Raw genomic sequence first — 23,833 nt, 5'->3', positions numbered from 1 at the left:
CGAGAGAGGCAGGCTGGCCAGCACACATGCACCTGCGATTGGGAAGCTTAGAAGCCGCGAAGGCACCAGCAGCACAAGCAAAAGCAGCGTAAAGCCCCCGGCCAATAGGAGCATCTCGCCAAAGGCAAGCCAGAAGAGAGCTCGCCATCTGCCTTCACGCGTTACCTTTCAGAACATATTCGTTTATCAGGAGGATGTTCAGCAATATCGCGACCTGCGCGGGTTCAAGCAGCGCGTCGTCGAAGTAGCTGAGGTCCGCGCAAGCCTGCCGGCCCTTGTCGAACAGGGCCGCAAGCAAACGGTGCGCATCAAGATCGATGGAGCCGGCGAGTTCGAGGCAGCCCGAGTCCGGCGGCATGAAGGCGGTGTCGAAATCGGCGCAATAGATGTCCAGCATCGCAATTGGTCTAGCGGATGGAAGGATTTGAACGCCCTATTTTGCGTGCAAGGCTCAGGCATTTAAAAGGGGCGATCAAGGACCGCCCCCGACGGAATATTCCTGTTTCAGTCCGCTTACGCAGGACGCTCCTCGCCTGCATTCGGTCGCCAGGTAATCAACCTCTTCTCCGCAAAATCCAGAATGAGGTCAATAATAAGAACAAAGACCGCGAGGATGATGATGCCCGCAAAAACACCGACCGCATCGAAGTTTCCTTCCGAGCGGGCGATCAGGTAACCGAGGCCAGCGGAAGCTCCCAGATATTCGCCGATGATTGCGCCGACCACCGCAAATCCGACGGAAGTGCGCAGCGACGATAAGATCCAGCTCGCCGCCGCCGGGAAATAGACATGACGCAGCAGATCCGAGCGCTTCGCACCAAGAATGCGGGTATTGGAAAGCACGACCGGGTTCACTTCGCGCACGCCCTGCATGGCGTTGAAGAACGTGACGAAGAAGACGAGCGTAACCGCAAGCGCAACCTTCGACCACAGGCCAAGACCGAGCCAGAGCACGAAGATCGGGGCCAGAACGACACGCGGAATGGCATTCACGGCCTTGATGAACGGATCAAGCACCCGGGCGACGAAGGGGCTGAGGCCCAGCCAGACGCCGGCGCCGACGCCGAGACCTGTTCCGATGAGATAGCCAAGCACCGTTTCGCTCAGCGTGATGCCGACATGCTTGTAAAAACCGGCATCGGCAACCCAGTCAATCACCTGTTTGACGATGTCATAGGGCGCGGGAAAGAAGAAGCGGTCGATGGCGCCCGAGGTGACACCGAGCTGCCACCCGCCCAAAAGCACGACCAGAAGAACGATCTGGATGATACGAACATTAACGGCTTGCATAGCTTTTCTCCACTTCGCCACGCAGGGACGCCCATATATCGCGATAGAGCGTCATGAATTTTGGATCGAGTTTGATTTCCGCAACGTTGCGGGGCCGTTCAAGATCGACAGGGAAACTCTCGATGACTCGGCTTTTCGGGCCTGCAGCGAGAACGACAACCCGGTCTCCGAGCGCAATCGCCTCTTCCAGATCATGGGTGATCATCACCACCGCACGGCGATCCTCCTGCCACAGGCGCAGCAATTCGTTCTGCATGAGGTGGCGGGTATGAATATCCAATGCGGAGAAGGGTTCATCCATCAGGATGACCTTCGGCTCGGTAATGAGCGCCTGCGCCATCTGCACGCGTTTGCGCTGTCCACCGGAGAGCTGGTGCGGAAAACGGTCTCCGAAACCCTTCAGGCCAACCTTCTCAAGCCAGGCCTGAACCTTGGCGCGCCGCTCATTTTCGGGAACGCCGCGGAACATCAAGCCAAGCTCGACATTCTGAAACGCGGTCTTCCAGGGAAGAAGCGCGTCCTGCTGGAACAGATATCCGATGTTGTTCTGTACGCCCTTGACGAGCGAACCGTCGATGGAAACCTTGCCCTGCGCTGGCTTCAACAGGCCCGCGATGGCGTTGAGAATGGTGGACTTTCCGCATCCCGTCGGCCCAACGATGGAGAGAAACTCGCCATCGCCGACCTTGAGATTTACGTTTTGCACGGCAACAAACGAACCGAACGCCATGGTCACGTCGTCGATTGCCACCATCGGCTGGGGTTTGAGTTCCGTCACGGGTTCTAGCTTTCTGGCTGGCGAAGACATGGCGGCCTCTCAGTTTGCGGCCTTCGAGGCCGCGGCCTCGACGAACTTGTTGGTGTAGGTGGTGTTGAGGTCGATTGTCGCCTTTGCGACCGCATCGTTGAAGCTTTTCAGGACGGCCAGCGGCGTTTCGAGATCGGCAGGCTCAAACTTGCCATCTTCGGAGAAGATCGCCTTGGCCGCTTCAACTGCCTTGATGTAAGTCTGCTTGTCGCCGGACACGAAATCATCGGGAAGCTTTGCGACGATTTCTTCCGCAGAATGCTGCTTCATCCAGTGCAGAGCCCGAACCGTTGCATTGGTGACCTTCTGGATCACTTCGGGATTGGCGTTGATATAATCCTGCGTCGCGTAGAGAACTGATGTCGGATAGATGCCGCCGTAGACATCCTTGGCGCCCTGATCACTACGGGCATCGATGAGGATCTTGCCCAGCCCACGCTCCACGACGATGGTCGCGGCAGGGTCGTAATTGACGAGCAGATCGATCTTGCCCTGCTGCAGGGCTGCAACGGCCGCAGCGCCCGAACCGACACCGATGATGGAAATGTCGTTGTCGCTGAGATTATGCTGCTTCATGTAGTAGCGAATGAAGAAGTCCGAAGAGGAGCCGGGCGATGTGATGCCGACCTTCTTGCCCTTGATCGTCTCGGGCTTGGCCGGATCGAAATCGGTGTCGTTCTTGCCGGCGAGAACCAGACCTGAGTTACGGGCAAGCTGCACGAAGCCGACCACGTGCTTGTTCTGCGACTGCATCTGGATCGTATGATCGTAGAAACCCACGGCAACGTCGGTGGAACCGGCAACCAGAGCCTGAAGCACCTTAGAGCCGCCCTGGGCAAAGTTCTCGGTCGTTACATCAAGGCCTTCCTCCTTGTAGAAGCCTAGACTGGCGGCCACGGGGAAAGGCAGGTTGTTGAGGTTGTACGAGCCAACGCTCATCCTGACGGATTCGGCATTGGCAGATGCCGCCAGCGCACAGAGCGCGGCGGTTGCAAGCAGATATTTACGCATAAGGGTCTCCTCCCGGTTTAACTATATTTTGCGCCACTATGGCCGCGTCTAGGCTGCGTCTTCAATCGCAGCGGTTGGTTTGGCGAAGGCAAAGCCTTCGAAAAGCCTGCGCGCCGTCCTTACAAGTCCGGCCGTTATTGCGCCGTTTCGCATTTCCAGCTGCACGTCGAGGCAGCCGGCGGGATGTTCGATGCGGATCTGGGTGGGCACCGAAAGGCCTCCGGCCACATCATATGCGACGGAGCCTTTGGTGACAGCCGCCGTTGCGATGCCAACAGCACCGGTCGTCGCCAGTGCGGGATGACACTCGTTGGGCATGAAATACCGTACCGAGAGAGTGCCGCCTCTGCGGGCCGACGCAACGAGCACCGGTTTCGGAATGACCATGTCTTTCACATCGCCCATTCCCATCAACGTTCCGGCCTCAATGCGGATGCGGGTCATCCGTTCGATGAGATCCTTGTGGGCGCTCAGGGTTTGCGGATCCTCGTAACCCGTCATGCCGAGATCGGCTGCGCGGATGAGAACCATCGGAATGGCGCAGTCTATGGCCGTCACGTTGACGCCATCGATCACGTCAACCGGCTTTCCGGTGGGCAGCAGCTTGCCGGTTTTCGCACCCGCCGCATCCATGAATGTCAATGCGATGGGCGCCGCCAGACCCGGAACACCGTCGATCGAGGCGTCGCCGAGATAAATAACCTCGCGGCCGCGTGTCGGTACCTTCGCCTCGATCAGCTTGCCGGTATTCACGTTATGAATTCTCACAAGAGTATCGTTGCCCTGCGCTTCGACAAGCCCCGCTTCGATGGCGAAGGGGCCGACGGCGGCCAGCATGTTTCCGCAGTTTGGCGAATAATCGACATACTGCCTGTCGGTCCGAACCTGTGCGAACAGATAATCGATGTCGGCGCCCCTAACCGTGGAAGGTCCGATAATCGCAACTTTGGAGGTGACCGGATTGCCTCCGCCAATGCCGTCGATCTGCAACGGATGGCCCGACCCCATGATGGAAAGAAGGGCCGCGTCCCGGTCTGCTCGATCACGCGGAAGATCGGATGCAAGAAAGAACGGTCCACGCGACGTTCCACCGCGCATCAGCACACAGGGTATCTTCAGCAGATCGTTCATGGGTTGCCTCAATATTGCATTTGGCGGATCAATACGCCGTGTTGTTGCAATATGAGCAAAAGAGTCTAATCTGTTAAATGCAATGTTTCGGAGTTTTATTGCGTTATGAGCATCAATTGTGAAATTCTGGATCTGCGGGCATTTCAAGCGGTGGTTGAACTCGCCAGTTTCCACAGGGCCGCCGAGGCGCTGCACATCTCGCAACCGGCGCTCACCCGCCGCATCCAGAAACTGGAGCAGGCCATCGGGGCACCACTTCTGGAAAGAACGACGCGCCACGTCGCACCCACCGCCATGGGGCAGGAAGTCATGCCCCTCGTCCGGCGTATGCTCGAGGAATTTGACGGATCGCTTTTTGCCATGAAGGACGGCGCGCAACGGCGCGGGCTGATCACAATGGCTTGCGTCCCCACCGCCGCTTTTTACTTTCTTCCCACCGTCATAAAGACCTTTAGCCAGCAATATCCCCACATAAGGCTGCGGATCAGGGACTTGACGGCCAATGAGGGTCTGCAGGCGGTCGCCAGAGGCGAGGTGGAATTCGGCATCAACCTGATGGGCAATTCCGATCCCGAGCTTTCATTCGAGCCACTCATCGATGACCCCTTCGTGCTGGCAATGCGAAAAGACCACCCTCTGGCAGCGTTCGAAACGATCGAGTGGGACCAGCTGGAGGCCTATCCGCTGGTCGTCGTGGATCGTTCAAGCGGCAACAGGACGCTTCTGGACAGCGCGCTTGCACGGCACAATCTGAAATTGAACTGGTTTTATGAGGTCACGCATCTCAACACATCACTCGGTCTCGTCGAAGCCGGGCTTGGGATTTCAGTCCTGCCGCGGCTGGCAACGCCGCAGGACGATCATCCATTCCTCATCACCCGGCCGATCGTCAACCCGGTGGTCTCCCGTACGATCGGCATCGTGCAAAGGCGAAGCAGTGCTCTTTCCCCAGCCGCCGAAAAATTTGTGAGGATGCTGCTCGAGACCTGGAAAACACAATGATCTCTTTAGAAAAATACCTTCTACGACATCCCGGCTAGTGGCGGCGCAAACCGTAGGTGCGCGGTAACAGCCTCTGATTTGCAGATCGCTCGAATGAACGAATTTGCACCAGAAGCTACACCCGGGCCTCGATATCCAGCACCAGCTTTTTCAGCAGCGCCGCAAGGTTCTCGCGCTCGTCCGGAGTGAGGCCCTGCAGGAAATTCAGTTCGCTTCTCATGTCCCGGCGAAACGCCTTTTCCGCCAGCTCGATGCCGGCCGGCATAAGGCACACAACGACGCTGCGCCCATCGAGCTTCGATTTTCTGCGCTCGATGAGGCCAGCCTTTTCCAACCGGTCGAGCCGGTGCGTCAGGCCGCCTGAAGAGAGCATCAGCGTCGTGTACATCTCCGTCGGCGTCAGCTGGTAGGGCGGCCCCGACCGGCGCAATGTGGCGATAACATCGAACTCGCCGCGATCGAGACCAAAGCCGGCGAATGTCTCTTCTATTGACGGTGCCAGAAGGTTGCTGAGCCGTTTGGCGCGCCCGAAGATAGCCATCGGCTCGGTATCGATATCAGGCAGTTCCCGCGCCCACTGGCCACGGAGACGATCGACATGATCTTCCCTGTCAGTTTCAATCGTCCGATCCGCCGTCGTGTCCGGCATCGCCTGCTTCATCTCATCACCCCATTACCACTCTGAAAACCATATACGGCTTTGCCTGCTCCGTGAATATATCTTTGCGAGAAGATAGATATCTTGACAGGAAGATAAATCGCACATATATCTTCTCGCGAAGATAGTTTTGTCTCAGGGAGGAGACCAGATGTTTTCCATACGCCGTCATCACGAGCCGAAGCCCGACGAGAGCCGGACAGTGCGTTATGAAGGATGCGAATACGGAAGCGCCGTATCCATCTTTCTCGTCAATGCCGATCCGGGTCGCGGCCCTGATCTGCATGTTCACCCCTATGCCGAAACCTGGGTGGTGCGCAAAGGCGAGGCCGAGTTCACGATAGGCGATCAACGGGCGCGCGGCTCGTCGGGAGACATCGTCGTCGGGCCTGCCAATATCCCCCATCGCTTTGAAAATATCGGCACTGACCGGCTGGAGATCATCTGCATCCATCCGAGTGAAACGTTCCAGCAGACCTTCCTGTAATTCCGTTCCAGCAAGAGGAGAAAGACAATGGCCAAAATGATTTTCCTGAACCTGCCGGTGAAAGATCTGGCTGTCTCAACCACCTTCTACGGGGCAATCGGCTGCGTGAAGAACGAGGAGTTTTCCAACGAAGACGCAAGCTCGATGGTGTGGTCGGACACGATTACCTTCCAGCTTCTGCGGCATGACTATTACAAGACCTTCACCGCCAAACCGATCGCCGATGCTCACAAAACAAACGGCATGCTGATCGCTCTTTCGCGCGACAGCCGCGAAGAGGTGGATGCCATGGTTGACGCCGCAGCAAAAGCGGGCGGACAGGCGGATGTTCGAGAGCCGCAGGATCTGGGTTTCATGTATCTCCGCACCTTCGCCGATCCCGATGGCCACGAGTTTGAACCCGCTTACATGGATTTAGGCAATGCGGGCTGACGTCACTATACGTTATCCACAAAGGGATGATCCCCATTGATAGCGTAAAGCGTGCCTCCCGAATGGTTTTGATATCAGGAAGGCGCTTCGCACTTGACCGTGGGCTGCGAACAGCAACCGGAAACTAAAGCACGTCCGCCCCTTCACCTAATCGCCGGTGCCCGATACGGCTGCGGCCAGCGCTCTGATCGCCGATGCGTGTGCCGGCGTTCTTGCACGGGAAAGAAGAACGATATCGGAAGGCGGCAACGAAGGCAGCCCGAGTTCCGCACCCCTGTCGGGCAGGCCACGGGCGCTAATATCGCCGAGCGGCGCGACACCCGCTCCCGCAAGAATTCCTTCATGGAGCGCCGAGCAGCTTCCGGCGGTGAACGCATCGCGCCAATCCACGCCGGCTCTTCTAAGCTCCGACACCGCAATTTCCCGGACTCCACACCCGGTTCCCAGCGACACCAGCGGGATGGCGCTGTTCGCGCGTGGCCGCCAGTCTGGAGCGGCCCGCCATCCCAGCTTGTCAGTACGCAGGATTTCGCCGTCAGAGCCACCGCCGTTGCGCCTGAAAATGACGGCGTCCGCCTGTCCGGACGCGAAATTTTCCTTCACGTGCCGGGAAAAGCCTACATTCACTTCAATCACCGCATTGGCAGGAAGTGCCGCACGCACCGCTCTTATGGCCGTCGAAAGGCGGCCCCCGATCGCATGGTCACTCGCAGCCAGGCTGAAGTGCAGCGGTGATTCATGATTGAAGGTCAGTGCTTCCTCGTGTTTGGCGAGCAACTCGCGCGCCTTCGGCAGAAACACCTCACCATCCTCCGTGAGCCGCAGATGACGCGGCGAACGGTCGATCAGCCGCCTGCCGACACGCTGCTCCAGCAACTTCAATTTTTGGCTGACGACCGGTTGCACGGTTCCCGCCGCCTCCGCCGCCTTTGTCAGGCTGCCGAGCTCGACGGAGAAAATGAACAGGCGAACGCTCTCAAGATCAATCATATGAAATCACTATGTATGGAATATCTATCCTCATCTTCTCATTATGAAGAAATTTGCGCAAGGTGTCTCGGCAACAAGGAGACAAGACCATGCCCATGATCAAAGCGCGTTACACCAAACCCCAAAACGGAAGCGACCCAAAGCTGGAAGTCGCGGCGCGCTGCTCTCTCGCCTCACGGCGGAAATCCTGCACAAGGACCCGGCCGTCACCGCGGTTCTCGTCGAGAGTGCCGATCCCGAGGACTGGATCATTGCCGGATCGAGTGTCGCCGACCAGAAGATCGGAAGCTTCTATGTCGAGGTTTCGATTACCGAGCACACCAACATAAAAGATGAAACGTCCGAATGGGTCCGGCGGGTTTATGACGGGATGAACGCGCTGGTAGGCCCCGTGCACGAGGCGAGCTATGTCCTGGTTCACGCCGTCGACGGCGATGCCTATGGTTATGGCGGGCAAACCCAGAACCTGCGGTGGGCGCGCAAGCACGGATAACACCGGCAACCAGATGAGGCGGGGCATGACAAAGCCAGCGGCGTGGCCCCGGATACAAGATGTCTACTCGAGGTGGAGGAGGATTACAGCTGCCCCACCTCCTCATCCGGGCGTCGAGCGAAACTGCCCGACACCCGTCATCCAAGTCTACGCTCGCGGGATCAAATCCGCGCACCGCCTGTCGCATCGATCATCTGCCCGGTCGTCCAGCGGGCATCATCCGAGGCAAGGAACGTGATGACGTCAGCAATATCGTCGGCGCGACCGATACGTGAAAAGACGGACAGGGCCTCGGCACCGGCACGGGCCTCCGGCGCTGCCAGCCATTCGGCGTTCATGTCGGTTTCAGTAACACCCGGCAGAACCGAATTGACCGTAATTCCGCGCCGGCCGAATTCCGGGGCGAGTGCCAGCGTCAATGTCTCAAGCGCACCCTTGGATGCCGCATAGGCCGGATGCGTCGGCGCCGCAATGCGCGTGAAACCGGTCGAAACATTGATAATGCGGCCATTGTCGCGGAGATGATCAGCGACAGCCTGAATAAGGAAGAATGGCGCCTTGAAGTTGATCGTCATCAACTCGTCGAACGCGGCTTCCGTTGTTTCTTTCAACGGTGTCGCCGGGGCAATGCCCGCATTGTTGACGAGAATATCGAGCGATGGCGCGCCGGTGAAAGCGATCGCGGCTTCCTTAAACTGCTCCCACAAGCTGTCGGTTGCTGCTTTCCCTGCCCGCAGATCGGCATTGAGCGCGACCGCCTTCGAACCGAGCGCCTCGATCTCGCGGATCGTTGCCTGTGCGGCATCGGGATTTGCGCCGTAATGGACGCCGATAAGACCTGCACCTTCTTTCGCAAACGCCAGGGCGGCGGCGCGGCCAATACCGCGTGAACTGCCCGTTATGAGGGCGACTTTGTTGGATAGTTTCCGGGACATGGATCACTCCGTTGCGATTTAACTAGCGATCGATATAATAAAAGCCAATCATGATCTGTCAATATTTTTATAGTGATCGATATAATAATGGCTGAAACAACGCGAAAACGCGGCAGACCGCGTCTGCTCGATCGGAATGCAGGGCTCGATGTCGCAGCCCGGCTGTTCTGGGAACGCGGCTATGAGGGAACCTCGATAGCGGACCTTACCCATGCGATGGGCATCACCCCGCCGTCCCTCTACGCGACCTTCGGTTCAAAGGAAGAATTATTCCGGCTGGCGCTCGATCATAGCATCGCGCAGCAAAGCCAACGCCGTTCCGAAATGCTGCAGGCGAAAATACCGGCCTACGAGGCGCTCGCCTCTTATCTCTACGACATTGCCGAAGGAGACACCCAGCCGGACAAGCCGCGCGGATGCATCGTGTCTACCGCCGTTCTCCAGCATTCGGAAGAAAACGCCTCTGTCGCCCGCACAGCGGCAGCATGGCGCGAGGCGGCAATACAGATTCTCAAGACGCGGTTCGACCGCGCCGTCAGCGAAGGCGAACTGCCCGAGCAAACGGACACGGATACCCTCGCGCGCTTTTATGGCGCCATCATTCAGGGCATGTCTGCGCAGGCATGTGATGGCGCATGTACGGCAAGATTGAAGGCTCTGGTCGACGTCGCGCTGACAGCCTGGCCGGGGAAACGGGGCCGTCAGGATTGAGTCCGAAGGCTCTTGAACAGGCAGATTGAGGGCTCAGTCAGAATAGGCCGAATAGAGCTGACAGGCGACTCTCCATCAAAACTTGTTCAAGCCCAACCTGCGCTTTAGTGACAGCATTCCCTTTATGATTATTGGTCGAAGGTCTTGAGATACCTGGCCGGAGATGTACCGAGCGCTTTCTTGAACATCGTTATGAAGGCAGATACGGACTCATACCCAAGGTCGCCCGAAACCTGCTGCACTGTTGCCCCCGCTGCAAGACTTCGCAGCGCGATGATCAACTGTAACTGCTGCCGCCAACGCCCGAAAGTTAGGCCGGTCTCCCGTTGAACGAGACGGGCGAGGGAATTTTCGCTCAACGCCACTCGTGTCGCCCATCGCGCTATCGTGCTTCGGTCAGAAGGATCGTCGACCAGTGCCGACGCGATCCGAGCAAGCCGAGGTTCATCGGTTATCGGCAGATGCAGATCCTCTATGGGCATACGCGACAAGGCCGATAGAAGCAATGTGGTGAAGAGTTCGGTATCCACCATCGCGACTTCGGACTGGTCAGCCATCTCGATGATAAGTTCCCTGACAAGCGGGGATAGGGAAAGCGTGCAGCACCGGTCCGGAAGGTCGGCGGCGCCCGGCTCAATGAACAGGAAGAACAGACGAGCATTGGCGGTCGCGACATTGCTATGCGGCATGCCCCCTGGAACCCAGACACCACAATGAGGCGGCACCATCCACATCCCGCTTGGAACGCGACAGGTGATCCCGCCTCGCAAAGCCATGACGAGTTGGCCCTTGCGATGTTGGTGCTCGGGAGCTTCGCGCTCGTTTTGCGATACGTCGATCCTGAAGGCATGCGCTCGCGCCGTGGACTCTTCGAGCTCATGGTCGAAGAGAGCTGCGGAAAGAGACATCGGAGGCTGGTTGGATTTAGTGATCATTTGAGAGGATATCTAAATTCCTCCGAGTGCCTTGTCGATAGGATCATCCGAAAAGATTTCGGAGAATGACGATGGCAATTCAAAAGCACGACCCTCACTGGTGGTCCGATATAGTACCGACTGAAATTCGATTGCCTCACAGGTGCTCTCGCAGACTTTGCATCCTGCCCGTACCGCGCAGGCGGATCGGGTCCACGCGCATAACCTTTTTGAGGAAGCTTACACGCGCCTTCCTCTTGAAAATCCACACGTTCCTTGCCCGCCGGCCCAAAGCCACCTCGACTGTTTCGTGTGCCGACCCGGCTGAAGCCTATATGAATGCCTGCCTGGCGGCACCGCCCTTCTGCTATGTTTCACCGGCAATCTACGGTCTCACCGATGCCGACAACCAGCGAGACCTCCCCACCGGAAGCTCCCGGCCGGGAGATGAGGCGTGAACACCCGCCCGGTCGTCACCACCGCCAACGTCATTTTTTCCTTGAAGACGTTCGCAGCGGCAATGCTGGCTTATTTCATCGCTATCAACTTCGATCTGCCTCGACCGTTTTGGGCGGTAGCTACGGTTTACATCGTCGCTCATCCGCTTTCGGGCGCGATCTCCTCCAAGTCAGTCTATCGACTGCTCGGAACTCTCATCGGCGGCGGCGCGACGATCCTCATGGTTCCCACCCTCGCAAACGAGCCTATACTGCTTTCTGCCGCGATCATTGCCTGGGTCTCGGTATGCACCTTCATCAGTCTTCTCGACCGCACGCCCCGAAGCTATGTTCCGCTACTGGCCGGATATACGGTGCTTCTTGCGGGTTTGCCGCTGGTCACGGCTCCCGCAAACACGTTTGATACGGTCGTATCGCGCATTGAGGAGATCGGTCTTGCCATCACGTGCGCCTCGATCGTCAGCCATGTCGTCTTTCCTGCCCATGTGGGCAACGTTCTCGTCGGTCGGATCGACGCATGGATGGCAAAGACGCGAACGCTCCTCGCCACGACGGCAGTCGGAGAGGTAAGCGAAATCCAGAGCAGGATGGAGCGACAAGGTCTCGCGGCGGATGCTGTGGAAATGCGCTCGTTTACGACGCATCTTCAATATGACGGCTCCAGATATCGACGTGCTGTTTCGTTGACCCGATCGCTGCAGCACCGAATGGTGTCCTTACTTCCATTACTGGCTGAACTCGAAGATTTGCGGCGCTCATTGACCAGGCTGAATACCTCCGGCGCGCAATGGGCTCTGGTTGTGATTGCACGGGTGGCTTCTCGTTCGACGAATACCCCAGAACGCCTGAAAGTCGAGATCGATGCGCTTGCTCCGTCCGATACGCTTCATTCCTGGGAAAATCTTCTCCTCGCCAACGCTTCGCGGAATCTCGTGAATATTCTTCGGATATCCGACGAGTGCCGCACTCTTCGAGAATCTCTGGAAGAAGAGAATACGGCGAGAGCGACCCGCCGCTTCACGGCGCCCGAGACAATGCCAGCCCAGCATCGCGACATCGGAATGGCTTTGCTGTCGGCGCTTTCAGTGGCGATCTGCCTGGCGACATCAATCTTCTTCTGGATCGCAAGCGGCTGGCCAGATGGAATGACGTTTGCGCAGATATCAGGGGTCACTTGCTGCCTCCTTGCCACAATGGATGATCCGGTTCCGGCGATGCGCAAGTTTGTCCGCGTAACGATTGGCTCTGTCATCGCAGCATTCGTCTACGGTTTCGCGATCCTTCCGGCGATCGACGGTTTCGTGCCGCTCGTCGCGGCACTTGGGCTATTCCTGATCCCGGCGGGAATAAGTCTCGCGGTGCCGTCGCTGGCACTCGTCGGCATGGGATTGTGCATAAATTTTCCCCTTCTCCTCACACTCCAGGCACACCAGAGCAGCGACTTCATCACATTCTCGAACACGGGGATTGCCACCGTACTTGCCATGGTCTGGACGATTATAGTCTGCGGTATCTTCCGGTCCGTAAGGGCGGAGACAAACGCCAGAAGGCTTTTTTCCGTTACACAGGGGCACGTTGCGAAAATCGCCGCCGGCAGACATGCAGACGCTCATGTCACGCACCATCACGTCATCGATATCGCCGGTCTGTTTGCTTCGCGAGCGGCAAAACTCCCATCGACTTCCGATGCCGCGAATGCCGATCTTATTCGGGATTTGCGCACAGGCCTTCATGTGGCGGAGATGCAGCGGCTTGCGGATGAAGCGTCCGAGCCAGTTCGTTGTAAAATGGAAGCCGTCTTCAAGGCAGTGGAAGGGCTATACGACCTGAAGTCCACCAGACGCCGTGAGTCATTGGAAAATGCCCTTGCGGTTTTGGACGAGCTTGTTCTTTCCGCTCCGGGCACTCTCACGGCGGCTGCGGAACGGGAGCTTCTGGTGCAGGTCGTCGCCCTTCGTGTTTGCCTTGCGCCGGACGCTGATCCGCCGGGCTTCTCGACGCCACCTGCAAGCGAGATGGCGGCATGACCGGACAATTCGATCTCTATGGCGCCTTCCTGCCATCGTTCGCGGCGCTCGCCCTGTTCACCTACGGCGTCCTCCGCGCTCTTGCATCGGCTCTCTCCAAGATCGGGTTCTATCGGCTGGTATGGCATCGTTCGCTGTTCAACGTCGCACTCTACGTCACCCTTCTCGGCGTGTTTTCAATTGCTATGAGCTGGTTTCAAAGATGAAGAATGTCACACATATTTCGGGTCGGGTTCTTTTGACCCTGTCTATGGTCGCTTGTGCTGCGGTGCTGAGCATGCACCTATGGTCGTTTTACATGGAAGCGCCATGGACCCGCGACGCTCATGTCCGTGCCGACATTGTCAGGTTGGCTCCCGATGTCTCCGGCCCCGTCACGGAAGTTCTGGTGTCGGACAACGAGTGGGTGGAGAAAGGCGCAACGCTATTTCGTATCGAAACACTTCGTTTCGAGCTTGCACTGCGTGACGCGGAAGCTCAGGTGCGGAGCGCCAGGGCTTCCGCGGAACTGGCAAGAGCCGATTTCGAACGATATCAGTTGCTCGCCTCGAAAGAGGCTGCCAGCCTGAAGCAGCAGCAGCAGGCGGAAAGCCAGATGCATCAGGCAGACGCTTCATATCAATCTGCGCTTGCCACCCGGGATCTCGCCGCGCTCAACCTGGAGCGGACAACCGTGAAAGCGCCCGCAACTGGGGTCGTCACGAACTTCTCTCTGCGCCGCGGAAACTATGTCTCTTCGGGTAATGCCATCGGGGTGCTGGTAGAAAGAGAATCCATCTATGTCGCAGGATATTTCGAAGAGACAAAGCTTCCCCGGCTCCACGTCAACAATCGGGTGAGGATCGACATCATGGGTGAGCCTGAACCTGTGATCGGGCACGTCGCAAGCATCGCGGCCGGCATCGAGGATCGGGAGCGCAGCGATTCCGCAGGTGCTCTCGCAAGTGTGGCACCAACATTCTCATGGGTTCGTCTGGCCCAGAGGATTCCGGTGCGGATATCGATCGACGAGATCCCTGATGGCGTGCAACTGATAGCGGGCCGGACTGCAACGGTTTCGATTGAACAAAAAAGGGACTAGGTCTTATCTGGCTCTATCAACGGCGTTGTGTGATCGCTAACCGGGTTTAGTCGTAAGGTTCCTGGAACCTTTCGCAGCCGATTACGACTCGGTTTGCAGCGAAACAAGCCATTGGAGCCACCTATTGCCAGCCGCCTGGGAGATACCGAGAACGACGACGCCGGCCGGCGTTCCCCGGATCGGGCCGAGGCCGCCAGGAATCACTGCTTCAAAGGCAGACAGCATACGCTCGGGGCCGGTCAACGGATCGAACGTCCCCAAGCGTATGCTGCAAAAGATTGCCGCAACGGCGGAGATGGAGCGGAACTTGCAGCCGCCGTAGCGAGGCTTTCGCAATAGGACACTGTTGTCCGAATGCGAATTTTCTGCGGAACAATCTGTAGATGGTGAAGTTACCCTTCTTCAGGAGGAGGACCATCTATGACCACCAAAGCCATTTTTGCCGGAGCAGCCACTGCCCTGTCGATGCTTTTTTCCACTTCCGCATTGGCACAAACCGACCTGACGATGTGGTATCATGGTGCGGGCAATGTTGAAGAACGCAAGATCCTGGCGGGCATTATCGAGGACTTCAATTCGTCTCAGTCAGACTGGCGGGTCTCGCTTCAGGAATTTCCCCAGAGCGCATATAACGAGTCCGTCACCGCCGCTGCGCTCTCCAACAAGCTGCCTGACATTCTGGATGTCGACGGCCCAAACATGCCAAACTGGGCGTGGTCCGGTTATCTGCAGCCACTGCAGATCGATGAGGCAAAGCTTGCCAATTTCCTGCCGGGCGCCGTCGGGAAGTGGGGAGACAAGCTCTATTCAGTCGGCCTGTGGGACGCAGCCGTCGCGGTCTTCGCCCGCAAATCGGTTCTTGATGACAATGGCATTCGCATTCCAACGCTGGACCAGCCATGGAGCGGCGAAGAATTTAATGCAGCACTCGAAAAGCTCGCGGCCAGCGGCAAGTTCGACTATGCGATCGACCTCGGCATGGCCGATAAAACCGAATGGTACAGCTATGCCTTCAGCCCGTTTCTGGAAAGCTTCGGCGGCAGTTTGATCGACAAGGAAAATTATCAAACCGCCGAGAACGTCCTTAACGGAGACAGTGCCATCAAGTTCGGAGAATGGTGGCAGTCCCTGTTCCAGAAGAAGCTCGCACCCGGAACATCGCAGTCGCCTGCCGACCATGAAACCGGATTTCTGGAGGGCCGCCACGCCCTCCAATGGATGGGCAACTGGGTTGCGGTGAAGGCTCTGGAGAAATATGGAGACGACCTGCTGTTCCTGCCGGCCCCTGACTTCGGGAACGGTCCGAAGATCGGCGCCGGGTCCTGGCAGTTTGGCGTGTCGGCCACCAGCAAACATCCCGAAGGCGCATCCGCCTTCATCGAATTCGCCATACAGGACAAATATCTCGCGCAGTTCTCCGATGCGATCGGCCTGATCCCGGCCACGTCTTCGGCGGCCCAGATGACGAAGAATTACAAGCAGGGCGGCCAGCTCGAGGTTTTCTTCGAGCTCTCCAAGCGTCAGGGAACATTGCGTCCGGTGACGCCAGCTTACGCCTTCATCTCGCCGGTCTTTTCCAAGGCTGTGTCCGACATTGCCAACGGCGCGGATGTTGCCGACACGCTGGACAATGCAACCGACGAGATAAACAACAACATAGAGCGCAATTCCGGTTACCAACCCAAATAGGGGCATGTGATCGATGGCGCTCTTTTCCTCAAAGGGGAAACTGACCCGGGACGGTTTCACGGGCTGGTTCATGGCTGGACCGGCCATGGTGCTGATCGGGCTGTTCCTGATCACGCCCTTTCTGCTGGGGCTCGGTTTTTCCTTCACCAACCAGCGGCTGACATCTCCCAATCCCACCGAGTTTGTCGGCGTTGAAAACTACACCCGGCTGCTGGGTATCGGCGTGCTCACGCTCGAGCCGGAAAGGGAGGCGGATGGGAGCCTCAAGCAGGGTGCGGATGGCGCCATCTCCTATCCGCGAATTCGCAATTTCACCCGCAACAATCCCGACTATCCCCATCTGGAAGGGATGCGGGAATATAAGAGCTTCACCTGGGGCGAGAACCAGATCGTCATTCTGGCGCGCGACGTTGTGTTTTTGACAGCACTCGTCAATACGCTTTCCTTCGTGGCGGTCGTTGCGCCGGTTCAGGCAGCACTTGCGTTGTTTCTTGCCCTGTTGGTGAACCAGAAAATTCCCGGCGTCACGATTTTCCGTGCGATCTACTTCATGCCTGTGGTGCTGTCGGTGGTGGTGGTGGCCCTGCTCTGGCGGTTTATCTATGCGGCGGATAACGGTCTTCTGAACAGCCTTTTGAGTTACATGAGCTTCGGGCTGTTCCAGCCAGTCGACTGGCTGGGCAGAACCGATACCGCCCTGTGGGCCATTCTGGTGATGTCAGTCTGGCAGGGCGTCGGTTTCCACATGGTCATATGGCTTTCCGGCCTGCAAACAATCTCTCCGGATCTTTACGAGGCGGCTGATATCGAAGGAGCGAGCCGCTGGCAGAAGTTCAGCATGATAACCTGGCCGCTGCTGCGCAACACGGCCGTGCTGATTATCATCGTCATTACCATGCAGGCTTTTGCCCTTTTTGCGCAGATCGATGTGATGACCAAGGGCGGACCCCGCGATTCGACGCAGAGCATCGTCTATCAGGCGGTTGAGCGGGGATACCGACAGCAGGACATCGCGGCAGGTTCGGCAATCTCGGTCGTCCTGTTCCTGCTTGTCCTGTGCATATCGCTCACCCAGCGATACCTGACAAGGGAGAAGCAATAATGCAGGCCGGACAACGCAAAAGCCTCGCTTTTCTCATCGGCAACTATGTACTCATGCTGGCTTTCGCCGCGATCTTCATTTTGCCCCTACTGTTCATGGGCTTCTCGTCGCTGAAACCGAACGACCAGCTGCTCAGTGATGCCACGTCGATACGAGCTTTCCTGCCGGTGGGAGACCTTTCGCTCGAAAACTACACCGCGGCTTTTGCCCGAGCGCCGATTGCGACCTTCATATTCAACTCGGTGCTGGTAACGGGCGTTACCGTCTTTCTCGCCCTGCTGCTTGGCTCACTTGCCGCCTTCGCTTTCACCTTTTTGAACTGGCGTGGAAAGGATGTTCTCTTCTCGGTCATCCTCTCCACCCTCATCATTCCCTTTGAAACCATTGCCGTGCCGCTGCTGCTGGAAGTCAACAACCTGCCATGGATCGGCAGCAATGGGTTTACCTGGGGATGGCTCAATTCCTGGCATGTGCAGATCATTCCATGGATCGCAGACGGGCTGACGATTTTCCTCTTCGTGCAATATTTCAAGGATCTGCCGAAGGAGTTGCTGGAGGCCGCACGCATCGACGGGGCTGGCTGGCTGCGGATTTACGCGCAGGTGGTGATGCCGCTCAGCGGCCCGGTCATTGCAACGGCTGCGATCCTGAAGTTTCTCGTCATGTACAGCCAGCAATATCTATGGCCGCTTCTCGTTACCCAGTCCGAGGCCTACAGGCCGGTGATGGTGGGGCTGCAATATTTCTTCCAGCTCAACACACCCTGGGGTGAGGTGATGGCTTATCTCACCATCATCACGCTGCCGGTGCTGATCTTTTATCTCTGCCTGCAGAGGCTGTTCATCTCCAGCATCGCGGCGAGCGGGATAAAGGGATAACGCATCGGCAAGGTCGCGGCGCGAACCGTTCGGCCCCCCGAAGGCCGGCATTTTCGCTGCGCGACAGCCTGCCGCCGGACGAGTTCCCACCAAAGTTTTCTACAAGAAACTCTCGGGTCAAGCGCGGGAGGCTGGATACGTCATCCCAAGTGAAACGCGCGGTTTCCCCAGAACTCACAATTTATTGTGGTTGCGTTATTGTGGTTGCGCTTTGAAGCAATTTGGCCTTGTTTGTGGGCTCAAAATATTCACGGGGAAAGAAAACAATGTCGATAACAACAAAAGTTCGCATCACTCTGCTGGCAGGATCGCTTCTGATCGGCGCCAGTTCCGCACTAGCAGAAACAGTTCTGCACCGTGGTAATGCTGGGGAACCACAGACGCTCGATCAGGCACAAACCTCGATCAACATCGAAGCCTTTATCCTGAAAGACCTTTATGAAGGTCTCACCATTTACGATGCTGCCGGCAAGATCATTCCCGGTACGGCGGAAAGCTGGACGCTGTCTGAGGATGGCACAGTCTACACGTTCAAGCTGCGCGCGGATGCGAAGTGGTCAGATGGTACTCCGGTAACGGCTGGAGATTTCGTTTTCTCCTACCAGCGCGTCGAGGACCCGAAGACCGCCGCAAAATATGCGAATATTCTCTACCCGATCAAGAACGCCGAAAAGATCAACAAGGGCGAAACGCCGGTTGAGCAGCTCGGCGTGAAGGCGGTGGATGACAAGACCCTTGAGATCACACTCGAGCGCCCGACACCCTTCTTCGTTGAACTGCTTGCCCATCAGGCGGCTCTGCCCATCTCAAAGGCGAGCTACGAAAAGAACGGCACGAATTTCGTAAAGCCTGGTGTCATGGTCTCGAACGGTGCATACAAGCTCGAAGCGCATGTCCCGAATGACAGCCTGACGGTCGTCAAGAACACCAGTTTCTGGGACGCAGCAAACACCAAGATCGATAAGGTCATCTTCTACCCGGTGGATGACCAGGCCGCATCCGTTCGCCGTTTCGAAGCGAAGGAAATGGACCTCGCCTACAATTTTTCCGCAGATCAGATCGACCGTCTGCGCAAGGCCTATGGTGAACAGGTTCACGTTTCGCCGACGCTTGCGACCTATTACTACACCTTCGATACCCGCGAAGCGCCCTATAACGACGTCCGGGTCCGCCGAGCCCTGTCGATGGCGGTGGACCGCGATTTCCTCGCCAAGGAAATCTACAGCGGCTCTCAGGTTCCGGCCTACTCGATGGTTCCCCCCGGTATGGCTTCCTACGGCGAGCCAGCCAAGGCCGACTTTGCGACGCTGTCCCAGCTTGATCGCGAAGACGAAGCCCTAAAACTCATGAAGGAAGCCGGCTACGGTGAGGGCGGCAAGCCTCTTTCCGTCGAAATCCGCTACAACACCAACCCGAACCATGAGCGTGTTGCCACCGCTATTGCAGATATGTGGAAGAACACCTTTGGCGCAAAGGTGTCGCTGGTGAACCTCGACGTCGCCTCGCACTATGGCTACCTGCAGGAAGGCGGCAAATTCAATGTCGCGCGTGCTGGCTGGGTTGCCGACTATGCGGATGCGGAAAACTTCCTCGCGCTTTCCATATCCTCCAACAAGACCTTCAATTACGCCAAGTTCAACAACGCCGAATATGATGCGTTGATGAAGAAATCCTATGACGAAAAGGATCCGGCAGCGCGCTCCAAGCTGCTGCATGAGGCAGAAACGATCCTCATGAAGGAACAGCCGGTTGCTCCGCTTCTCACGCAGGCCGATCTCTGGCTGGTTTCCAACCGCGTCAAGGGTTGGGAAGATAATGCTGCCAACGAACACCTCAGCCGCTTTCTGAGCGTTTCCGAATAAGCAGCACTGGCACGGCGACAAAACCCGCCGTGCCATGCCGGAGCCCGAAAAACCATGATCTCGTTTATTCTGCGCCGTTTGGCGAGCGCCGTGCCGACGTTGTTTATCGTCGTCACGATTTCGTTTTTCCTGATGCGTTTCGCACCGGGCGGTCCGTTCAATCTTGAACGCCCCCTGCCGCCGCAGACGATGGAAAACCTGATGAGAACCTATCATCTGGATGAACCATTGTGGCGCCAGTATCTCATCTATCTCGGCAATGCCGTCACCGGCGATTTCGGTCCGAGCTACATCTACAAGGACAACACCGTCGCCCAGTTGATCGGCAAGGGTCTGCCCTATTCGCTGGAACTCGGCAGCTATGCTCTTCTATTGGCGCTGGTGGGCGGCGTTCTTGCCGGCACCTTCGCCGCGCTCAAGCAGAACAGCGCCTTCGATTTCTCGATCATGTCGATTTCGACAGTCGGCGTCACCGTGCCGAACTTCGTTGTCGCACCTGTTCTGACGCTGATCTTCGCCGTCATGCTCGGGCTTCTGCCGGCAGGCAGCTGGGGCGACGGATCGCTGCGATATCTCATTCTTCCAATGATCGCGCTCGCTTTGCCGCAGCTTGCGGTTATCGCGCGCCTGACGCGCGGTGCCATGATCGAGGCTCTGCGGATGGACCATATCCGCACCGCCAAGGCTTATGGTCTTCCAGCGCGCAGCGTGGTGGTGTTCCACGCCATGCGCGCGGCGATGCTTCCGGTCGTTTCTTATCTCGCGCCCTGTGCCGCAGCCCTGCTCACCGGTTCGGCGGTCGTCGAGACGATCTTCACGATCCCCGGCGTCGGCCGCTACTTCGTTCTTGGCGCCATCAATCGTGACTATACGCTGGTCATGGGAACCGTCGTTCTCGTCGCCATTTTTGTCATCGTGTTCAATCTCGTGGTCGATATTCTCTACGGCCTGCTCGATCCGAGGGTCAGACATGACTGATATCTCCGGCAATATTGCCCCTCAACCATCGGTGAAAAGCCGAAGCCTGTTCCAGCTGGCAGCCCTGCGTTTCAAACGAAACAAGGCGGCCATGGCTGGCTCCATCATGCTCGTGCTGATTACGCTTTTCTCATTTATCGGTCCGAATTTCCTTACGCACACCTATGATCAGGTGTTTTCGTCCTATGTCTCCGTGGCGCCAAGCCTTGAGCCACGCCCGGATGTGAACAACCTTCAGGGCGTGATGGAGGGCGTCGCAGGCCGCGCGCGCGTGGAACTGAAGGAATTTTCCGTGGAGGGGCAGACCTTCACGGCAACCATCACCTCCAGTAGCCCGATCGACCCGCGCGCGACACGTTATTTCGACCGCGCCAACGAATTCGAAAATACGAATGTCGTCGCCACCGAAGATGAAGGCCGGACGCTGAAGCTGGAAGGCGAGGTAAACCGCGAATACTTCTTCTTCGGTACGGATTCGAACGGTCGCGACATGCTGGCTCGCGTGATGCTGGGTGGGCAGATCTCGATCACCGTCGGCGTTCTCGCCAGTCTCGTTTCGCTTGGGATCGGCGTCGTTTACGGTGCTACGGCGGGGTATATCGGGGGGCGCGTCGACAATGTGATGATGCGTTTCGTCGAAATCCTCTATTCGCTGCCTTTCGTCTTTCTGGTGGTCGTTCTGGTGGTCTTTTTCGGCCGCAGCTTCATCCTGATCTTCCTTGTCATCGGCGCCGTGGAATGGCTGGATATGGCGCGTATCGTGCGCGGCCAGACGCTCGCCTTGAAACGGCGGGAATTTGTGAGTGCTGCCCAAGCCTTGGGTTTGAGCGACTGGCAGATCATCCGCCGCCACATCATTCCCAATACGATCGGGCCCGTCGTCGTCTTCGTCACCGTTGTCGTGCCTAAGGTCATTCTTCTGGAAAGCTTCCTCTCCTTCCTCGGTCTTGGCGTGCAGGCGCCGTTGACGAGCTGGGGCGCGCTGATTTCCGAAGGTGCCAACAATATCCAATCGGCACCATGGCTCCTGATATTTCCGGCGATCTTCTTCGTGCTGACCCTGTTTTCGCTCAATTTCGTGGGCGATGGGTTGCGTGATGCGCTCGATCCCAAGGATCGTTGATATGACCAAGACATCTGAAACCATCCTCACCGTCCGCAATCTCAAGGTCGATTTCACCACGCCTGATGGCACGGTGAATGCCGTTAAAGGCATCGATCTTGACGTCAAACCGGGGGAAACGCTCGCCGTTGTCGGCGAATCCGGTTCCGGCAAAAGCCAGACCATGATGGGCATCATGGGGCTGCTTGCATCCAACGGCGTTATTGAGGGCTCGGCAAAATATCGTGGGCGCGAGCTGATCGGTCTGCCGGTCAGCAAACTGAACGACATCCGCGGCGCGAAAATCACCATGATTTTCCAGGAGCCGATGACCTCGCTCGATCCCCTCTACAGGATAGGCGCGCAAATCGCCGAACCGATCATCCACCACAAAGGTGGCAGCAAAAGACAAGCGCGTGCACGCGTTCTCGAACTCCTGAAGCTCGTGGGAATTCCTGATCCGGAGCGGCGCATAGACAGCTACCCACACGAACTCTCCGGCGGCCAGCGCCAGCGAGTCATGATTGCCATGGCTCTCGCAAATGAACCGGACATTCTGATTGCAGATGAGCCGACGACTGCGCTTGATGTAACGATCCAGGCGCAGATTCTCGACCTTCTGAAGTCGTTGCAGCAACGCTTCGGCATGGCCATAGTCCTGATCACGCATGATCTCGGCGTTGTCCGCCACTTTGCCGATCGCGTCGCCGTCATGCGCTGCGGCGAGATTGTCGAGACCGGCACGACGGAGGATATCTTCGATCGTCCGCAGGCGGAATACACCAGGATGCTTCTTGACGCAGAACCCAGCGGGCACAAGCCTGCAGTCGGTAAAGAGGCGCCGATCGTTCTTTCCGGCCAGAACGTGACAGTCGATTATAAAATCCCCGGCGGCTTCCTGTCGAAGCCGAGCAGGTTTCGGGCCGTCGATGACGTCAATTTCAGCCTTCACCAGGGACAGACCATCGGCATCGTCGGTGAATCGGGATCGGGCAAGTCCACGCTCGGTCGCGCGCTTTTGCGTCTTGCCCATGCAAATGGCCGCATTTTCTTTGGCGCGACGGAAATCAGCGGCCTCGACCGAAAGGCCATGCGGCCTTTGCGACGGCATCTACAGCTGGTGTTCCAGGATCCCTATGGCTCTCTCTCGCCGAGACAGACTGTCGGAGAAATAATCACCGAAGGTCTGTTCGTGCATGAGCAGCAACTCAGCCGGGCGGAGCGTGACAAACGCGCAATCGAAGCGCTGAAAGAAGTCGGTCTCGATCCCGCCGCCCGCAACCGTTACCCTCACGAGTTTTCAGGCGGACAACGTCAGCGTATCGCAATTGCCCGCGCGATCATCCTTAAGCCTGATGTCGTCATTCTCGACGAACCTACATCGGCGCTGGACCGATCCGTTCAGGGCCAGGTTATCGACCTGCTGCGCGATTTGCAAAAAACGCACGGCCTTTCTTACATCTTCATCAGCCACGACCTTTCTGTCGTCAAAGCCATTTCGGATTACGTCATCGTCATGAGAAACGGGAAGATTGTGGAGGAGGGAGAAACGGACGACATATTCAACAGGCCGACGGCGGAATATACCGAAACACTCATCAAATCCGCGTTCTCGGCGGGAGTCGCACGGTAGATTAGCGCCCGACTACCCCTCTTGGCAGGGCACAGGACGATTACGTCCGCGCTGTTCTTCCGGGTCTCGTTCTTTCGTCGAGAGCGGTCTATCCCTGCGATCCTGCAAATCCAGCTTCTGTATAATCTCAGGCATTGAGAGGTTGGAGATCTGGCCGACCA

At 57.5% G+C, this 23,833-nt stretch carries 24 protein-coding genes and 1 pseudogene; 16 read left to right on the top strand and 9 right to left on the bottom strand.

Annotation, left to right across the window (positions count from 1 at the left end; all coding sequences use genetic code 11):
* Positions 1-154: 154 nt before the first annotated feature.
* The 5 genes from V6R85_RS15915 to V6R85_RS15895 form a co-directional block, all read right to left on the bottom strand.
* The gene (locus V6R85_RS15915) at positions 155-397 is read right to left on the bottom strand and encodes a hypothetical protein (protein ID WP_003510191.1); all 243 of its coding nucleotides are present in this window, start codon (positions 395-397) and stop codon (positions 155-157) included.
* Positions 398-513: 116 nt separating this feature from the next.
* Positions 514-1,290, bottom strand: coding sequence for an ABC transporter permease (locus V6R85_RS15910; protein WP_112278065.1), 777 nt, complete (start codon positions 1,288-1,290; stop codon positions 514-516).
* Entirely contained in the window at positions 1,277-2,044 is a 768-nt protein-coding gene (locus V6R85_RS15905) for an ABC transporter ATP-binding protein (RefSeq protein WP_003510194.1), read from the bottom strand. Before V6R85_RS15905 ends, V6R85_RS15910 begins: the two co-directional genes overlap by 14 nt.
* Positions 2,045-2,107: 63 nt before the next feature.
* Positions 2,108-3,109 (bottom strand): ABC transporter substrate-binding protein, encoded by a 1,002-nt coding sequence (locus V6R85_RS15900; protein ID WP_003510196.1) that lies wholly within the window; start codon positions 3,107-3,109, stop codon positions 2,108-2,110.
* 48 nt (positions 3,110-3,157) lie between these two features.
* Positions 3,158-4,240, bottom strand: a complete 1,083-nt coding sequence (locus V6R85_RS15895; RefSeq protein ID WP_112295889.1) for a 4-oxalomesaconate tautomerase — start codon at positions 4,238-4,240, stop codon at positions 3,158-3,160.
* Positions 4,241-4,345: 105 nt separating this feature from the next.
* Here V6R85_RS15895 and V6R85_RS15890 point away from each other — a divergent pair, with 105 nt between their 5' ends.
* Positions 4,346-5,242, top strand: a complete 897-nt coding sequence (locus tag V6R85_RS15890; RefSeq protein WP_003510199.1) for a LysR family transcriptional regulator — start codon at positions 4,346-4,348, stop codon at positions 5,240-5,242.
* Positions 5,243-5,357: 115 nt separating this feature from the next.
* Here the strand turns inward: V6R85_RS15890 and V6R85_RS15885 are convergent, their stop codons facing one another.
* Positions 5,358-5,903, bottom strand: a complete 546-nt coding sequence (locus V6R85_RS15885; RefSeq protein WP_060723751.1) for a MarR family winged helix-turn-helix transcriptional regulator — start codon at positions 5,901-5,903, stop codon at positions 5,358-5,360.
* A 148-nt stretch (positions 5,904-6,051) separates the two neighbouring features.
* Between V6R85_RS15885 and V6R85_RS15880 the strand changes: the two genes are divergently transcribed.
* Together V6R85_RS15880 and V6R85_RS15875 are read left to right on the top strand one after the other, a co-directional pair.
* Complete coding sequence (locus V6R85_RS15880) at positions 6,052-6,387, top strand: cupin domain-containing protein (protein ID WP_112295890.1); 336 nt, start codon at positions 6,052-6,054, stop codon at positions 6,385-6,387.
* A 27-nt stretch (positions 6,388-6,414) separates the two neighbouring features.
* Positions 6,415-6,819, top strand: a complete 405-nt coding sequence (locus V6R85_RS15875; protein WP_174054853.1) for a VOC family protein — start codon at positions 6,415-6,417, stop codon at positions 6,817-6,819.
* 147 nt (positions 6,820-6,966) lie between these two features.
* On the opposite strand, the gene V6R85_RS15870 is transcribed toward V6R85_RS15875, so the two are convergent.
* A complete protein-coding gene (locus V6R85_RS15870) occupies positions 6,967-7,809 on the bottom strand; it encodes a LysR family transcriptional regulator (RefSeq protein ID WP_065695317.1) in 843 nt (280 codons plus the stop codon).
* Positions 7,810-7,898: 89 nt separating this feature from the next.
* Between V6R85_RS15870 and V6R85_RS15865 the strand changes: the two are divergent.
* A pseudogene (locus V6R85_RS15865) lies at positions 7,899-8,302 on the top strand (tautomerase family protein).
* Positions 8,303-8,463: 161 nt separating this feature from the next.
* Here V6R85_RS15865 and V6R85_RS15860 read toward each other — a convergent pair.
* A complete protein-coding gene (locus V6R85_RS15860; RefSeq protein WP_003510207.1) occupies positions 8,464-9,237 on the bottom strand; it encodes an SDR family NAD(P)-dependent oxidoreductase in 774 nt (257 codons plus the stop codon).
* An 87-nt stretch (positions 9,238-9,324) separates the two neighbouring features.
* Here V6R85_RS15860 and V6R85_RS15855 point away from each other — a divergent pair, with 87 nt between their 5' ends.
* The gene (locus V6R85_RS15855) at positions 9,325-9,948 is read left to right on the top strand and encodes a TetR/AcrR family transcriptional regulator (RefSeq protein WP_112295891.1); all 624 of its coding nucleotides are present in this window, start codon (positions 9,325-9,327) and stop codon (positions 9,946-9,948) included.
* Between the two features lie 128 nt (positions 9,949-10,076).
* On the opposite strand, the gene V6R85_RS15850 is transcribed toward V6R85_RS15855, so the two are convergent.
* A complete protein-coding gene (locus tag V6R85_RS15850; protein WP_162686083.1) occupies positions 10,077-10,883 on the bottom strand; it encodes an AraC family transcriptional regulator in 807 nt (268 codons plus the stop codon).
* Between the two features lie 209 nt (positions 10,884-11,092).
* Here V6R85_RS15850 and V6R85_RS15845 point away from each other — a divergent pair, with 209 nt between their 5' ends.
* The 11 genes from V6R85_RS15845 to V6R85_RS15795 all read left to right on the top strand — a co-directional run bounded on the left by V6R85_RS15845 (position 11,093) and on the right by V6R85_RS15795 (position 23,672).
* On the top strand, positions 11,093-11,320 hold the full coding sequence (locus V6R85_RS15845) for a hypothetical protein (RefSeq protein WP_129565387.1): 228 nt from the start codon (positions 11,093-11,095) through the stop codon (positions 11,318-11,320).
* The gene (locus V6R85_RS15840; RefSeq protein ID WP_112295892.1) at positions 11,317-13,347 is read left to right on the top strand and encodes an FUSC family protein; all 2,031 of its coding nucleotides are present in this window, start codon (positions 11,317-11,319) and stop codon (positions 13,345-13,347) included. The genes V6R85_RS15845 and V6R85_RS15840 overlap by 4 nt, the downstream gene beginning before the upstream one ends.
* Complete coding sequence (locus tag V6R85_RS15835) at positions 13,344-13,553, top strand: DUF1656 domain-containing protein (protein ID WP_060723741.1); 210 nt, start codon at positions 13,344-13,346, stop codon at positions 13,551-13,553. The genes V6R85_RS15840 and V6R85_RS15835 overlap by 4 nt, the downstream gene beginning before the upstream one ends.
* Complete coding sequence (locus V6R85_RS15830) at positions 13,550-14,428, top strand: efflux RND transporter periplasmic adaptor subunit (protein WP_112295893.1); 879 nt, start codon at positions 13,550-13,552, stop codon at positions 14,426-14,428. Before V6R85_RS15835 ends, V6R85_RS15830 begins: the two co-directional genes overlap by 4 nt.
* A 420-nt stretch (positions 14,429-14,848) precedes the next feature.
* A complete protein-coding gene (locus tag V6R85_RS15825) occupies positions 14,849-16,117 on the top strand; it encodes a sugar ABC transporter substrate-binding protein (RefSeq protein ID WP_112295894.1) in 1,269 nt (422 codons plus the stop codon).
* Between the two features lie 13 nt (positions 16,118-16,130).
* Entirely contained in the window at positions 16,131-17,219 is a 1,089-nt protein-coding gene (locus V6R85_RS15820; protein WP_060723737.1) for a carbohydrate ABC transporter permease, read from the top strand.
* Positions 17,219-18,097 carry a carbohydrate ABC transporter permease gene (locus tag V6R85_RS15815; protein WP_162694840.1) on the top strand — a complete coding sequence of 293 codons (879 nt, stop codon included), beginning with the start codon at positions 17,219-17,221 and terminating at the stop codon, positions 18,095-18,097. Before V6R85_RS15820 ends, V6R85_RS15815 begins: the two co-directional genes overlap by 1 nt.
* A 266-nt stretch (positions 18,098-18,363) precedes the next feature.
* The gene (locus V6R85_RS15810) at positions 18,364-19,959 is read left to right on the top strand and encodes a peptide ABC transporter substrate-binding protein (RefSeq protein ID WP_080864656.1); all 1,596 of its coding nucleotides are present in this window, start codon (positions 18,364-18,366) and stop codon (positions 19,957-19,959) included.
* A 54-nt stretch (positions 19,960-20,013) separates the two neighbouring features.
* Entirely contained in the window at positions 20,014-20,937 is a 924-nt protein-coding gene (oppB, locus tag V6R85_RS15805) for an oligopeptide ABC transporter permease OppB (RefSeq protein WP_003510218.1), read from the top strand.
* Complete coding sequence (locus V6R85_RS15800; protein WP_112295895.1) at positions 20,930-22,060, top strand: ABC transporter permease; 1,131 nt, start codon at positions 20,930-20,932, stop codon at positions 22,058-22,060. The genes oppB and V6R85_RS15800 overlap by 8 nt, the downstream gene beginning before the upstream one ends.
* 1 nt (position 22,061) lies before the next feature.
* Positions 22,062-23,672 (top strand): ABC transporter ATP-binding protein, encoded by a 1,611-nt coding sequence (locus V6R85_RS15795; RefSeq protein ID WP_336377078.1) that lies wholly within the window; start codon positions 22,062-22,064, stop codon positions 23,670-23,672.
* Positions 23,673-23,833: the final 161 nt, after the last annotated feature.

It is taken from the genome of Agrobacterium sp. CCNWLW32 (assembly GCF_037083425.1).
In the GTDB taxonomy this organism is placed as follows: domain Bacteria; phylum Pseudomonadota; class Alphaproteobacteria; order Rhizobiales; family Rhizobiaceae; genus Agrobacterium; species Agrobacterium radiobacter.
Note: the sequence above shows the minus strand (reverse complement) of the source record. Positions and strands in the feature narration are given on the sequence as shown.

Coding starts and splice junctions, on each gene's coding strand:
- V6R85_RS15915 (WP_003510191.1), bottom strand. CDS start 397: ATGCTGGACATCTATTGCGCCGATTTCGACACCGCCTTCATGCCGCCG.
- V6R85_RS15910 (WP_112278065.1), bottom strand. CDS start 1,290: ATGCAAGCCGTTAATGTTCGTATCATCCAGATCGTTCTTCTGGTCGTG.
- V6R85_RS15905 (WP_003510194.1), bottom strand. CDS start 2,044: ATGGTGGCAATCGACGACGTGACCATGGCGTTCGGTTCGTTTGTTGCC.
- V6R85_RS15900 (WP_003510196.1), bottom strand. CDS start 3,109: ATGCGTAAATATCTGCTTGCAACCGCCGCGCTCTGTGCGCTGGCGGCA.
- V6R85_RS15895 (WP_112295889.1), bottom strand. CDS start 4,240: ATGAACGATCTGCTGAAGATACCCTGTGTGCTGATGCGCGGTGGAACG.
- V6R85_RS15890 (WP_003510199.1), top strand. CDS start 4,346: ATGAGCATCAATTGTGAAATTCTGGATCTGCGGGCATTTCAAGCGGTG.
- V6R85_RS15885 (WP_060723751.1), bottom strand. CDS start 5,903: ATGAAGCAGGCGATGCCGGACACGACGGCGGATCGGACGATTGAAACT.
- V6R85_RS15880 (WP_112295890.1), top strand. CDS start 6,052: ATGTTTTCCATACGCCGTCATCACGAGCCGAAGCCCGACGAGAGCCGG.
- V6R85_RS15875 (WP_174054853.1), top strand. CDS start 6,415: ATGGCCAAAATGATTTTCCTGAACCTGCCGGTGAAAGATCTGGCTGTC.
- V6R85_RS15870 (WP_065695317.1), bottom strand. CDS start 7,809: ATGATTGATCTTGAGAGCGTTCGCCTGTTCATTTTCTCCGTCGAGCTC.
- V6R85_RS15860 (WP_003510207.1), bottom strand. CDS start 9,237: ATGTCCCGGAAACTATCCAACAAAGTCGCCCTCATAACGGGCAGTTCA.
- V6R85_RS15855 (WP_112295891.1), top strand. CDS start 9,325: ATGGCTGAAACAACGCGAAAACGCGGCAGACCGCGTCTGCTCGATCGG.
- V6R85_RS15850 (WP_162686083.1), bottom strand. CDS start 10,883: ATGATCACTAAATCCAACCAGCCTCCGATGTCTCTTTCCGCAGCTCTC.
- V6R85_RS15835 (WP_060723741.1), top strand. CDS start 13,344: ATGACCGGACAATTCGATCTCTATGGCGCCTTCCTGCCATCGTTCGCG.
- V6R85_RS15830 (WP_112295893.1), top strand. CDS start 13,550: ATGAAGAATGTCACACATATTTCGGGTCGGGTTCTTTTGACCCTGTCT.
- V6R85_RS15825 (WP_112295894.1), top strand. CDS start 14,849: ATGACCACCAAAGCCATTTTTGCCGGAGCAGCCACTGCCCTGTCGATG.
- V6R85_RS15820 (WP_060723737.1), top strand. CDS start 16,131: ATGGCGCTCTTTTCCTCAAAGGGGAAACTGACCCGGGACGGTTTCACG.
- V6R85_RS15815 (WP_162694840.1), top strand. CDS start 17,219: ATGCAGGCCGGACAACGCAAAAGCCTCGCTTTTCTCATCGGCAACTAT.
- V6R85_RS15810 (WP_080864656.1), top strand. CDS start 18,364: ATGTCGATAACAACAAAAGTTCGCATCACTCTGCTGGCAGGATCGCTT.
- oppB (WP_003510218.1), top strand. CDS start 20,014: ATGATCTCGTTTATTCTGCGCCGTTTGGCGAGCGCCGTGCCGACGTTG.
- V6R85_RS15800 (WP_112295895.1), top strand. CDS start 20,930: ATGACTGATATCTCCGGCAATATTGCCCCTCAACCATCGGTGAAAAGC.
- V6R85_RS15795 (WP_336377078.1), top strand. CDS start 22,062: ATGACCAAGACATCTGAAACCATCCTCACCGTCCGCAATCTCAAGGTC.